Consider the following 13,064-nt stretch of genomic DNA (forward strand, 5'->3'; position numbering starts at 1 on the left):
GCTTTAGAGTACTGTCCGTTTTTCCCGTTGAATCTTACCACTTCATCACGGAAAGGACGGATCATCTGTGAGTGACAAGCGTTACATCCTTCTCTTATATAGATGTCTCTACCTTCCAATTCCAATGGAGAATAAGGCTTAACCGCGGAAATCGTAGGGACGTTGTCTTTTACAAAGATCGTAGGAAGGATCTCCAAAGCGCCACCAATAGCTAATACAATGAAAGATAATATGGATAAGTAAAGCGGTGTTCTTTCTAACCAAAGGTGGAAAGTTTCGCCTTCTTTTCTTCCTTTTTTTACATTGGCCAAAGCTGGAGCTTCCGCAGGAACTTCTTTTTGGAAAGAACCTTTTCTTGCCGTAGCAACCAAATTAACCACCATTAATATGGCTCCGGAGAAATATAAGAATCCTCCAACAAATCTCATTTTGAAATAAGGAAGAATTGCCGTTACGGTATCCAGCCAGTTTTTATAAACCAAAGTCCCATCCGGATTGAACTGTTTCCACATCAACCCTTGTGTGAATCCTGAGATATACAATGGAACGGCGTAGAAAATAATCCCGAAAGTCCCTAACCAGAAATGCCAGTTAGCTAATTTCACAGACCAAAGTTTGGTTCTCCATAAAATCGGAACTAAGTAATAAATGACACCAAATGCCATAAAACCGTTCCATCCCAAAGCACCTAAGTGTACGTGACCAATAACCCAGTCCGTAAAGTGACCAACTTTATTTACAGTTTTAGTTGCTAAAAGCGGTCCTTCGAAAGTTGCCATACCATAACAAGTTACAGCTACTACGAAGAATTTAAGAACCGGATTTTCTCTTACTTTATCCCAAGCTCCTCTCAGTGTAAGAAGTCCGTTCAGCATACCTCCCCAAGATGGTGCGATCAGCATAATAGAAAAACCTGTTCCTACAGCCTGAGCCCAAGCTGGTAAAGCAGTATATTGCAAATGGTGAGGGCCTGCCCAGATATAAACAAAGATTAATGACCAGAAGTGGATAATTGATAACTTGTATGAGAAAACTGGTCTATCAGCAGCTTTTGGTACGAAGTAGTACATCATCCCAAGAACCGGAGTCGTCAGGAAGAATGCTACGGCATTATGACCGTACCACCATTGCACTAAAGCATCTTTAACACCGGCATAAGCCGAATATGATTTCCAGGTTGTAAATGATAATGGAACTTCTAAGTTATTGAATATATGGAGCATTGCAACTGCAACCCAAGTTCCGATATAGAACCAGATTGCTACATACAAATGTCTTACTCTTCGGATCGCTACAGTCGCAAACATATTAAGACCAAACAGAACCCAAACTACAGTGATCAGGATATCGATCGGCCACTCATGCTCTGCGTATTCTTTAGAGGTGTTAAGCCCCATAAAGAAAGTGATGATCGTACTTACGAGTACTAATTGCCATCCCCAAAAATGAATCCAAGACAGCGTATCACTCCACATTCTTGTCTTCAATAATCTTTGGATTGAGTAGTAAAATCCTGAGAAAAAGCTGTTTCCGACAAATGCGAAAATCACCATACTGGTGTGCATCATTCTTATACGGCCAAATCCAAACGCTCCCTGAGAGTTAACAAGGCCTTGTAATCCTTCACTTCTAAGCGTTCTGATTGTCGGGTCATCTGTTCCCAAGAAAAATTCGGGTAATTCAGGATAAAATAGCAACAACGCAGCCGTAAGTCCCAATAAAAAACCTACTAAACCGAAAACGACTGTCGCAATAAGAAAGGCGCGAACAATCCCGTTGTCATAACTAAATTTTTGTGTTTCCATATCTACAAATAGCAATTATTCTTTTTTGTTTTGTTCCGGAGTGTCTTTTTTCTCCTCTTCTGATTTCACCTCGTCCTCAAATAAAATTCTCACAGCAGGTGATTCATCGTCCTCGAACTGCCCCTTTTTTGCGCCGATTATAAAGATAATCAGGAATATAACAGCTAAAGAAACGCTGCAGATAATCATTAAGTAGAGAATCTCCATATCAGCTCACAAATTTAAAGCAAAAACGGTCGTCAAATTTAGTGAAAATTACTGACTTTGGTCAGAATGGACAAAATATGGATAATTTATAATCGCTCTAAATAAGAGGCTTCTAAATACTTATTTTAAAATATTTTGAACTTCTGATCCAGGTAGAAAGTGTTGTGAATGTTACAACCGTTACAGAACTCAGAGGCATAAAAATGGCTGCGAAAAGTGGATGCATATGGCCGGAAACAGCAAACCCAACTCCGACAACATTATAACACAAACTGATTATGAATGTGAATTTTACAATTTTGATGGCATCTTTTGATAGCTTCAGGAATTTATCCAGTTCCGGGATTTTTTCGCCGTTCATAATCACATCGGAAGAAGGAGTGAAAGAGTTGCTGTCATCTGCAATAGCAATCCCGACATTACTCTGTTTCAGAGCGCCCGCATCGTTCAGTCCGTCACCAAGCATGGCTACTTTTTCTCCTTTATCTTGTAACGCTTTGATGAAATCCAGTTTGTTTTCAGGATTTTGATTGAATTTCATTTCAGAAATTGATGGAATCAGTTTTTCCAGGATAGGCTTCTCGGAAGAGTTGTCGCCACTCAGAATATTGATTCGATAATTTTTTAGATTTTTGAAAAGTTGAGACAAATGATTTCGGTATTCATTTTTGAAGATGAATTTTCCAATAAATTCTCCATTTTTGCTGATATAAACTGCGGTTTCAAGATTCTGAGATTCCTGTCCTGTGAAATTCGCAGAACCGATTTTGTAAATAATTCCTCTTACTTTTCCCTGGTAACCTTTTCCGGAAATTTCCTCAAAATCTTCAATTTCAAAATAGTCATCATTCACTTTCAGGAAGTCATAAAGCGATTTGGAAAGTGGATGATTAGAATTTTTAAGTAAGGATTTAATATTTTTCAAATCAAATTCTTCAATTTCAGTTCCGATGAAATTGATATTCGTTTTCTTATTTTCAGTAATTGTTCCAGTTTTGTCAAAAACTAATGTGTCAACTTTAGCCAATCTTTCTATGGTTAATGTATCTTTCACATAGAATTTATTTCGACCCAGGATTCTCATAATATGACCAAAAGTAAAAGGTGCAGACAATGCTAATGCACATGGACAAGCTACAATCAAAATTGCGGAAATCACTTGAAACATCTTTTCCAAATCAATAGTTGACCAATAGATTCCGGCAACCAGAGTGATTCCTAAAATGATGAAAGTGAAATATTTACTAATTGTGTTGGTCATTGTGTCAAGACCAGTTTCGAACTTCTTGAACGCTTCTTTATTCCAAAGCTGAGTAAGGTAACTTTGGTCAACACTTTTAATGACTTCCAATTCTAAAACCGAGCCTGATTGTTTTCCTCCGGCAAAAATTTTGTCACCAGGTTTTTTAGAAATGTGTGCAGATTCTCCGGTAATAAAACTGTTGTCAATGTTTCCTTCACCTTTAATCAGAATTGAATCGACTGGAATGATTTCCTGATTTCTAACCATAATTCTGTCGCCAACAGCCAAATCGGATAACAAAATATTTTCCTGTTTTCCATCAAAATCCACTTTGGTAACGGCAATAGGATAGAAAGATTTGTAATCCCTGTCGTAAGATAATGAGTTGTAGGTTCTTTTCTGGAACGTTTTTCCAAGCAACATAAAGAACAATAATCCGCAAAGTGTATCGAAGTAACCTGGTCCATAATCTGTTACGGCTTCATAGATGCTTCTTCCGTAAAGCACGAAGATTCCCAGAACAATCGGAACATCGATGTTGATGATTTTATTTTTTAATCCATACCAAGCTGATTTATAATAATCTGAAGCAGAGTAAAATACCACAGCAGTTGCCAGTAAAAATAAAATAACCCTGAATAAATGTTTGAAAGAATGGAACCAGACATCGTTACCCGAAACATATTCCGGGAAACTAAAAAACATACCGTTTCCGAAAGCAAACCCTGCAACGGCTAATTTGATTAATAAACTTTTATCGAGCTTATCTTGTTTTTTCTCGGCTGTTTCCAGGTTGATAACAGGTTTATACCCAAGGTTGGTCAAGAATTTTGCAACTTCACTCAGTTTTATTTCGTCTTCTTTGAAAGAGATCTGAACCGTCTTTCTTGTGAAATTAACCTGAGAATATTTGATTTTGTTATTGATGGTGTGAAGGCTTTCCAATAACCAGATACAGGAAGAGCAATGGATTACAGGAATTTTGAAAGTTACCAGCGTTGTTCCGCCTTCGGAAAAATCGACAACTCTGGTGAAAATTTCGGGCGAGTCAAGGTAATCAAACTGAGCATTGTTCTCATTGCTTGGCCGGATTCCGGAATTTTTATTGATATTGTAAAAATTGTCGAGATTGTGAACGTTCAGGATTTCGTAAACCGATTGACAACCGTTGCAGCAAAAGATTTTCTCATCGAAAAGAAGTCTTTCCTTGTCGATTTTCTGACCGCAGTGAAAGCATTGTTCTGCCATTAAAAAATACTCAGATATTTGGATTGCAAAATTACGTCAAAAATCTTGGTATGTAGTGTTAAAAAGTCTTATTTTTGCTGACAAATGTCATAGGTATGTCTCTTGAACAACAATTGGTTATAGAAGAAAACTTCTCAAAAGCATTTAACAAAGAATCTTTGCGTGAAAGTCTTACTCCGGAAGATTTTGAAGTTTACAGCAATGCGCTCAAAGTTCTTGAATTTTCTAAAGGTGATGTCGTTTTCGAAGACGGCGAATCGCCAAAAGGTGTTTATTTTATCGAAAAAGGAACTGCAAAATTGTCAAAATCAGGCGTTTATGGTAAAGACCAGATTCTGAGATTCTGTAAAGAAAACGATTTGATAGGCTACCGTTCTTTGCTTTGCGGAGAAAATTTCCAGGCCAAAGCGGAAGCAATGACACCAATGAAAGTTCAGTTTTTACCGTCTGATATTTTCTTGAAGCTGTTAGAAGTTGATCCAAAATTATCTTACGCAATGCTTCAGAAAATTGCTTATGAATTGGGCGAATCTGCAAACACAGTCACTTTCCTTGCTCAAAAAACAGTGAGAGAAAGATTGGCGGAAATTTTAATTTTGTTAGAACAAAAACTGGGAACTGACCCGGAAGGTTTCATCAAAATCTCTTTAACCAGAGAAGAAATCGCCAACCTTATTGGAACTGCGACCGAAAGTGCCATCCGATTGATTTCCGAATTCAAACAAGATGACTTGATTGTTGTTGAAGGAAGAAACATCAAAATCCTAAACAGAGAAAAATTAATCAAGCTTGGTCACGTCGTTGTATAGATGATAAGTGATTTTCATTCCATCGTTTTCATAAACTGATCAATTCTACAATATCAATCGTTATTAATGATCAATTATCATTAATAATTTATCACTTATAATTCCTATGTCTGTACATTCTGAAATTAAAAAAATCACGACTGAAACCTTACGAAAAATGAAATTCGATAAGGAAAAGATTACAATGCTGACGGCTTATGATTTTACAACAGCGAAAATGGTGGACGCAGGCGGTGTGGATTCTATATTAATTGGAGATTCTGCGGCAAACGTTATGGCTGGCCACGAAACGACTTTGCCAATTACACTTGACCAAATGATTTATCATACACAATGCGTTGTTCGTGGTGTAGAAAGAGCTTTGGTTGTGGCAGATTTGCCTTTCGGAACGTATCAAAGTAATCCTGAAAAGGCCTTGGATTCTGCAGTGAGAATGATGAAAGAAGGTGGCGCACACGCCATCAAAATCGAAGGTGGAAAAGAAATTGAAGATTCCATCAGAAAAATAGTGAACGCAGGAATCCCTGTTTGCGGACATCTTGGTTTGACACCACAAAGTATCTATCAATTCGGGACTTATAAAGTAAGAGCAAAGGAAGAAGCGGAAGCTGAAAAATTGATTTCTGACTGCAAATTGTTGGAAGAATTAGGATGTTTTGCTGTTGTTTTGGAAAAAATTCCTGCAACGCTTGCTAAAAAAGCATCGGAAAGCATTTCTATCCCGACTATCGGAATCGGAGCCGGACCAGATTGCGATGGACAGGTTTTGGTTTATCACGATATGGTTGGGATGAATCAAGGTTTTTCTCCAAAATTCTTAAGAAGGTATTTGGATTTGTACTCTGAAATTACGGGAGCAGTTTCTCAGTATGTAAAAGATGTGAAAAGTTCTGATTTTCCAAATGACAAGGAAAGTTATTAAACTTTAAGAATAAACCACAAAAGTCACAAAAGATTTAATGAACATTTCTTTTGTGACTTTTGTGGTTAAAATAATAAAGAATGATTTCTAAAATTTTTACAATTCTATTTTCTGTTTTATTTTTATTTTCATGCACTTCGCAGAAAATGAAATATGGAACTAAGACTGAAATTCTTGATAAAGCCGACTCTTTACAATCTTTGGCCAGAATCAAATATATCAAAAGCTTAGATTATTCGGATTTCAAACCCGGAAAATTTGATAACGGAAAAGTAGTTGTGAATTATCGTTTTCTAAAACCAAAAAAAGTTGGACAGAATAAGAAATATCCATTGGTTTTGGTATTTCACGGTTCTGGTGCAATTGGTACAAATAATACTTCTCAAATGGGCGTTTTGTCCAAAATGTGGCTTCTTCCCGAAAACAGAGAACAATATCCGGTTTATGTTTTAGCACCACAATTCCCAATTCGTTCATCCAATTATCATCTCGATGAAAGCAGAAATGTCAAAGTTTCTGAGTCTAATGAGTATTTGGATTTGGTTTTGAAGTCCATTGATTCTTTAGTCATTAATGAAAATATTGACCGTAACAGAATCTATGTCATGGGATTTTCTATGGGAGGCGCGACGACTTCCAATGCGATTTCCAAAAGACCTGACTTATTTGCCGCTGCAATTAATGTTTCCGGAATTTCTCAATTTGATAAAATAGATGAACTTCTCACAATGCCGATTTGGATTGTTCACGGAAGTTTAGACACGGATAATTTTCCTCAAAGCAATTTCAAATTTTTTGAGGAAATGAAATCTAAAGGTCAAGTTTTTCTTTGGGAATATAAAGACAAATATCATAACAATATCCTTTCGGCAGAACTTGTGGACGAAATACCGAAGTGGCTTCTGCAACAACATCGATAGTTTAAAATTTTTTATTAATTTTAATAGGAAATTTTAAAACACAATTTTGATGAATTACCAAGAAGAAATACAACGTTTTCTGGATAACGATGAGCTAGAATTCGAAGAATGGATTGCCGATTGTCCCATTACTGAAGCGCCGGCTCTGATTCTCGAATATAAAAGTTATATGCAGAAACTGGCTATCGAAAATGACGATTTCGAAGCCGTGCAGGATTTGCAGGAATTGGATGATTTGGTTGAAAGAATAGAAAACTTTACAATTGATACTTTGGCGGCAAGACAAGAAAAATTCAATCAAATGGAAAAGCTGTTGAAAAAACTGAAAGAGATGCAGGAAATAATTTCCCATAATGAATTAAAGGAAATTCCGGTTTCCATTGAGTTGATTAGTGACTTGAGAGAAATTGCAGATTATCTGAAAAGTCAAGGTCTTTATGACCCAGAAACCTGGAAAAAGCTGCAACACTTACTGTAATTATTTAGTAAATAAAATGAGTCAATATTTTGACGATTCTCAAATCGTTTACGAAGACAATCATATGCTTGTCATCATCAAAAAAGCCGGACAACTTGTTCAGGGCGACAAAACCGGTGACTTGTCTTTGCTGGAACTGATTAAAGATTTCATCAAAAAAAGAGATGAAAAACCAGGCAATGTTTTTCTTGGTTTGGTTCACAGGATTGACAGACCAACTTCGGGCTTGGTTATCTATGCAAAAACTTCCAAAGCGCTTTCCCGATTGACTCAGATGGTCAAAAATCGCGAGGTTAAAAAAACGTATTGGGCGATTGTCAGTAAAGAAATGATTCCGAATTCGCAGAGATTGATTCATTACCTCAAAAAGAATGAGAAAAATAATAAGGCGATTGTCTATCCCAAAGCAACTGAAGGCGCAAAAGAATCGATACTTACCTACAATTTGATCAAGACCTTAGACAATTATCTTCTATTGGAAGTCGATTTGGAAACAGGAAGACATCATCAGATCAGAGCACAGCTTTCCAAAATTGGGATTCCAATCAAAGGTGATTTGAAATACGGCGCGCCACGTTCCAACTCTGATGGAGGAATTTCTCTTCACGCCAGGAAATTGGAATTTGTACATCCTGTTACGAAAGAGAATATACAAATCATAGCGCCAGTTCCGCAGAACGATGCAGTCTGGAAAGCTTGTGAAGAATAAATTAATAAAAAAACCGAAAGATTCCTTTCGGTTTTTTTAGTTTTTATAAAGTGGACGTTTCTTCTCTTTTCTCCTGATTAAGTAGGTTTGGAGATTCTTTCGCTAACTTATTTTTCGTCGGGATTTTATAATTGAAAGAAAGTCCAAAGTTTCTCGTGTCATTTTTATTTCTGATGTACACGTTTGGAAGTGCGTTAGTTGTTCTCAGATTTGTTTCGTTGGTATTGAAAACATCATTTGCAAACAAGGTTAACGTCATTCTGTCTTTATTGAATTTCCTTGACAGTGATAAATTCAATGTGTTATAGAATGATTTGTTCGGATAATAAAAGAACTCATTTCCTTTGGTAAGATACGTATAATTCGCATTGAACTTAACTTTGTATGGCAAAATAAACTGTCCGGAAACATTATATGTCCAGTAGCCTTTCGGATTGATAATCTGGTCCATTTGCTGCAACTGATAAGAACCATAAAGGAAAATAAAACTCACTTGGTCAGGATTCATATCCATTTTCATAATGTCTTTGAACGGTGTGTTGAAAATGGCTAAGGGAATTGGGAATCCGATATTGAAATTATGCGTTTTCAAACGGTCAAGATTGTCGCTGGTTTGAGAGATAGCATCACCTTCTCTTTTTACAATTTGAACAACCTGATTCTTTGTATTCGTGAAATTATATCCTATGAATGCGTAATTCAAAGCGCTTAATTTTATTTCAAAATTGTCGAAAATCGTTGGTTGAAGATTTGGGTTTCCGGAGAAATCGATGTTTTCATTTCCGTATCTTGTGTTGTTTGGATTCAGATTGGCAACATTCGGCAATGTGATTTTCTTGTTATAATTAATATTAAAGAAAGCGACTTTTGGAATAATGTTGTACTGGATACTCGCATTCGGAAATACTTTGAATTTTTCAAATGATCTTAATTTATCATAAGTCCCAGTTTCAAAATCTAAGCTTGTCCCATTGATGTTGTAATACTCTCCACGAAGTCCTAAAACAAAATCCATTTTGCCTTTGGTTGCACTGGCTTCGGAATAGAAAGCTGTCGTTTTACTCTTGTAATCCAAGTTTTCTACGCCAAAATTATCCGCTGAAAATTCCAATTGGTCATAGAAAGCACCTAAGCTCAATTTTCCTTCATCCAAAATTTGAATTGGTTGTGCATAATCGATTCTGAAATTGTAAACATTCTGATTAGAACCATTTTCTGAAGCATTTGGATCTGGTTTTATAATTAGACTTGCTTGCGCAAAATCATTAATGAAGTTAGTATAAGAACCTTTGAATTCCAGTTTTTTGTTCTTATCGTCAAATTTTTTCTGATACGTCGCCGTCACTTCATTTCTCGTATTGCTTTGATCAATTTTGTCCTTATCAATAGATTCTTTTCCTTTGTACAGAGAATAACCATCCACATAACGATCCGAAGAACCCAGCGATAGATTGTAATTCAAAAGCAGTCGGTCTTGCCCGATATCAAATGTGAAGGCGCTTCGCAAATATTGATTTCTGTTGACGTTATCATTGTAAAGTCGAGAGATTTCGTCAATCGTGGATTTTGTTTCGCTTTCATTATAATTTTGTCCGATATTCAGCTGCCATCCAAACCATTTATTTTTTGAGTTGAGCGTTAAACTATTATTGAACTTACTTCTGTAATGGTCATAATTACTGAAACGATAACCTCCGGCATAAGTTGCAGACAAATACGATTTTGCATTTTTGCTCGTGATAATATTGATAATCGCGCCACCAGAAGTTGCAGGAAATTCTGCTCCAGGTTGTGTAATGATTTCAATTCTCTCGATGCTGTTTGCCGGAAGTCCTTCCAGATAAGCTGTTAGTTGCGAGCTGTAGATATTCAGCGGACGACCGTCCATATAAACGTCCAGCGATTTTCCCTGATAAATCATTCCCGCCATCTCGGAAACTACCAATCCAGGGATTTTTTGTAAACCTTCTAATGTATTTCCGGAGTTAAGATGTGGTTGCTCGGAAAAATCATAGATGGTTCTGTCTGCTTTTTGTTCAACGGCTTTTTTAGTTTTAGTAATGTTTACCGCTTCTATTTCTTTTTCTTTGTTGCCGGTTTCTTTTTTTGGTGTTTCTTGAGCAAAGTAGATTTGACTTAGAAATAATGCAGAGATTGGAAGAATAGATTTTAACTTCATAGTTTAGTTTGTAACTTATTAGACTCCCGAAAGCCCGATTTGTTACATCAATAGATTACTGAGCTCTATCTTTTTCTTCAAAATTGATGGCCTTTTTCTGGATTTGTTTTTTCTTGTTCCCAAATGTGTAATTCACACTAAGTCGGAAAGCGCGTCCATCCCAATAATTATTGAAGCTTTGCTGGCTGTCACGAAAATAGATATCGGCTTTGTAACGCATCGCGAAAATATTGTTCACAGTTGCATTGATTTGAAGTTGCTTTTCCATTAATGAAATTTTGATTCCCGAACTCATCTCCATAAAATTTTTGAAATGATATGCCACGTTTCTGTAAGGCAACTGGTGTTCATAGTTGAGGAATACGGCAACCGTTTTATTTTTATTGAGAAAAAATGTATTGTTCCAGGAATAACTTACCGAATATCCGTCAAACGTATCAGCTTCAATATTAAAGACTTCTGAAGTCTGATAACTCGAATTCATCGAGAATGATGTTTCCCAAAACTTGAAAAAGCTGTCAGTATAAGAAAGATTGGCGCCATAAAAACTATTGTTGTAATAGTTAAGGTAAGTTCCGGTTTGCGACACCAGGTCCAAACTAGAAACTTGTCCAAAAGCATTTTTCAGTCTGAGGTAATAGATGCTTGCTGATAATTTGTTGTTATAAGTATAGCCTAACTCATAATTGTTGATGTAAGACGGCGTGAGCAAAGGATTTCCCGTAGAGTAAGAATTTGGATTAGAGTACCAGCGGAACGGATTCAGATTGCTCATATTTGGCCGGTTGATTCTTCTGGAATAGGACAAACTGAAGACGTTTTTTTCCTGTTTGTAAGATATATAAGCTGAAGGAAACCACTGTCCATAAGTGAAATCTTTGACAGAACTTTTCACCAACGTGTTTTCATAACGCAATCCTGCTTTGGTTTCCCAATGTTCTCCAAAGGTTTTTGCAAAACTGGCATAGGCGGCATAATTTTCTTCCTTATACAGAAACTGACTTCCTTTTTCTTCATCAATGATATATTGATTATCTTCAAGCGTAAGATATTTCAAATCCGCAGAATTCCTGAACTGATTATATTTCACACCAGTCTCTATCGTTCCGAATGAAAAAGGCAGTTCCAAATCACCCTGAATAGAAAAAATCTGAGGTTTTATTTTTGATAATGTTTTCACATCCTGAATGGTGTTTTGCGGCAAAGTCAAGGTTGAAAAATTAACTTCGGTTGGATTATCATTGCGGTAAAAATTTCCGGTTAAACTCAGTTTTTTTCCAAGCGAATCCAACTTCAAATCATAATAAGTGCTAAGAGTATGTGTTGGTGACTTTTCTCTGTGAAATGTATTGGTAATGAAGTTAGTTTCATCCAATTCCGGGCTGATGTTTTTCGTGGTGTTCAGTATGTTCATTCCGTTTTTACCATTATCAAAAATGTACTCAATCCCAACTTCTGAGTTCTTGTTGATTTTATAAGAAGCGTTTAAGCTAGGTGTCAAATCTTCCCACATATCTTTTCGGGTAGATTCGCTGTAGTTTTGGGACTGTCCAATAATATTAAAGCGTTCGTTAGAGCGTTTTGCACCTTTGATATAGTTGGTCTTTAAGCTTAGACTAAATTTCTCGGTTTGGTAGTTCAGTGTCCCGTTGGTGTAGCCATTGAAGTAAGTTCGTTGTGTCAAACCAGTGCTTATATTCCCACTGAATCCGAGATTCGGGTTTTTCTTCAGAATAATATTGATAAGTCCACTGTTTCCTTGAGCTTCGTATTTTGACGGCGGTGTGGTGATGACTTCGATTTTTGAGATATTTTCTGAGCGAATCGATTTCAGGTAATTCAGAAGAGCCATTCCAGAGAGATTCAGCATTTTCCCGTTGATCATCACATTGACATTGCTTTTTCCAATGATTGAAATGGTTCCCATATTTTCATCTACCTTCAGCATTGGAACATTAGCCAGAGTCTCACCTGCATCCATACCTTGTGAAGCGATGGACGCATCAACATTGAAGATTAACCGGTCAGCCTTTCTTTCCAGCAGTTTTTTCTTTACAAGGATATTAACCTGCTCGATTTGCTTAAGGCTGTCTTGCTGAGATTGAGCAAAAGTAAGCGTGGAAAATAATGTGGCGATAAATAGATATTTTGTTGTCATAATTCTGATTTGTTGATGCAAATGTATTTTCACTAATGTTTTTATGAAATAGTGTTTAGATTTTACAGAATTTTAATCCGACCAAACTTTTTTCATCGATGAAAAAAGGAGGTTTGTCGGAAATGATTTGGTTAAAGAAAATTCAGAAGCTTAAATTTGGGTATGAAAAAACAACAGCTATTATTTCTACACCTATTTTATTGGTGTGTATACATTCTCGGAACTTTTATATTTCCTTATCTGATATTCGGGACAAAAGTTGATTATTTTAAAATAACCTTTGCTATTACAAGTTTTATATGTTTTTACGTTAACTATTTTTTTGTAATTCCGAAGTTCTTTAATATTCAAAATCTTTCTAAGACATTGCTTGCTTTTCTGTTAAG

Annotated in this window: 10 protein-coding genes; 5 read left to right on the forward strand and 5 right to left on the reverse strand. The window is 36.3% G+C overall.

All coding sequences use genetic code 11. The features are described 5' to 3' along the window. The 3 genes from ccoN to QOL71_RS14505 form a co-directional block, all read right to left on the reverse strand. A partial coding sequence (gene ccoN / locus QOL71_RS14495; RefSeq protein ID WP_283417633.1) for a cytochrome-c oxidase, cbb3-type subunit I occupies positions 1 to 1,805 on the reverse strand: 1,805 nt, incomplete at its 3' end. Between the two features lie 15 nt (positions 1,806 to 1,820). Next, complete coding sequence (gene ccoS / locus QOL71_RS14500; protein ID WP_283417634.1) at positions 1,821 to 2,012, reverse strand: cbb3-type cytochrome oxidase assembly protein CcoS; 192 nt, start codon at positions 2,010 to 2,012, stop codon at positions 1,821 to 1,823. Positions 2,013 to 2,124: 112 nt separating this feature from the next. Then, positions 2,125 to 4,503 (reverse strand): heavy metal translocating P-type ATPase, encoded by a 2,379-nt coding sequence (locus QOL71_RS14505; protein ID WP_283417635.1) that lies wholly within the window; start codon positions 4,501 to 4,503, stop codon positions 2,125 to 2,127. 95 nt (positions 4,504 to 4,598) lie between these two features. Between QOL71_RS14505 and QOL71_RS14510 the strand changes: the two genes are divergently transcribed. From QOL71_RS14510 to QOL71_RS14530, 5 genes are all read left to right on the forward strand, one after another. Continuing rightward, a complete protein-coding gene (locus tag QOL71_RS14510) occupies positions 4,599 to 5,312 on the forward strand; it encodes a Crp/Fnr family transcriptional regulator (protein WP_120212428.1) in 714 nt (237 codons plus the stop codon). Between the two features lie 106 nt (positions 5,313 to 5,418). Further along, positions 5,419 to 6,234 carry a 3-methyl-2-oxobutanoate hydroxymethyltransferase gene (panB, locus tag QOL71_RS14515; RefSeq protein WP_283417636.1) on the forward strand — a complete coding sequence of 272 codons (816 nt, stop codon included), beginning with the start codon at positions 5,419 to 5,421 and terminating at the stop codon, positions 6,232 to 6,234. A 146-nt stretch (positions 6,235 to 6,380) separates the two neighbouring features. After that, complete coding sequence (locus tag QOL71_RS14520; protein ID WP_283417637.1) at positions 6,381 to 7,154, forward strand: carboxylesterase family protein; 774 nt, start codon at positions 6,381 to 6,383, stop codon at positions 7,152 to 7,154. 49 nt (positions 7,155 to 7,203) lie between these two features. Then, positions 7,204 to 7,632: a hypothetical protein gene (locus tag QOL71_RS14525; RefSeq protein ID WP_283417638.1), complete on the forward strand. Its 429-nt coding sequence runs from the start codon at positions 7,204 to 7,206 to the stop codon at positions 7,630 to 7,632. 16 nt (positions 7,633 to 7,648) lie between these two features. Further along, the gene (locus QOL71_RS14530; protein ID WP_283417639.1) at positions 7,649 to 8,341 is read left to right on the forward strand and encodes an RluA family pseudouridine synthase; all 693 of its coding nucleotides are present in this window, start codon (positions 7,649 to 7,651) and stop codon (positions 8,339 to 8,341) included. A gap of 43 nt (positions 8,342 to 8,384) precedes the next feature. On the opposite strand, the gene QOL71_RS14535 is transcribed toward QOL71_RS14530, so the two are convergent. Both QOL71_RS14535 and QOL71_RS14540 read right to left on the reverse strand, forming a co-directional pair. Then, positions 8,385 to 10,520, reverse strand: coding sequence for an outer membrane beta-barrel protein (locus tag QOL71_RS14535; protein WP_283417640.1), 2,136 nt, complete (start codon positions 10,518 to 10,520; stop codon positions 8,385 to 8,387). Between the two features lie 55 nt (positions 10,521 to 10,575). Beyond that, on the reverse strand, positions 10,576 to 12,678 hold the full coding sequence (locus tag QOL71_RS14540; RefSeq protein WP_283417641.1) for an outer membrane beta-barrel family protein: 2,103 nt from the start codon (positions 12,676 to 12,678) through the stop codon (positions 10,576 to 10,578). Positions 12,679 to 13,064 lie beyond the last annotated feature (386 nt).

The organism is Epilithonimonas pallida (assembly GCF_900182975.1).
Lineage (GTDB): Bacteria > Bacteroidota > Bacteroidia > Flavobacteriales > Weeksellaceae > Epilithonimonas > Epilithonimonas pallida.

Excerpts from the sequence above, each read along its gene's own strand:
- ccoS (WP_283417634.1), bottom strand. The coding sequence starts at position 2,012 with ATGGAGATTCTCTACTTAATGATTATCTGCAGCGTTTCTTTAGCTGTT.
- QOL71_RS14505 (WP_283417635.1), bottom strand. The coding sequence starts at position 4,503 with ATGGCAGAACAATGCTTTCACTGCGGTCAGAAAATCGACAAGGAAAGA.
- QOL71_RS14510 (WP_120212428.1), top strand. The coding sequence starts at position 4,599 with ATGTCTCTTGAACAACAATTGGTTATAGAAGAAAACTTCTCAAAAGCA.
- panB (WP_283417636.1), top strand. The coding sequence starts at position 5,419 with ATGTCTGTACATTCTGAAATTAAAAAAATCACGACTGAAACCTTACGA.
- QOL71_RS14520 (WP_283417637.1), top strand. The coding sequence starts at position 6,381 with ATGAAATATGGAACTAAGACTGAAATTCTTGATAAAGCCGACTCTTTA.
- QOL71_RS14525 (WP_283417638.1), top strand. The coding sequence starts at position 7,204 with ATGAATTACCAAGAAGAAATACAACGTTTTCTGGATAACGATGAGCTA.
- QOL71_RS14530 (WP_283417639.1), top strand. The coding sequence starts at position 7,649 with ATGAGTCAATATTTTGACGATTCTCAAATCGTTTACGAAGACAATCAT.
- QOL71_RS14535 (WP_283417640.1), bottom strand. The coding sequence starts at position 10,520 with ATGAAGTTAAAATCTATTCTTCCAATCTCTGCATTATTTCTAAGTCAA.
- QOL71_RS14540 (WP_283417641.1), bottom strand. The coding sequence starts at position 12,678 with ATGACAACAAAATATCTATTTATCGCCACATTATTTTCCACGCTTACT.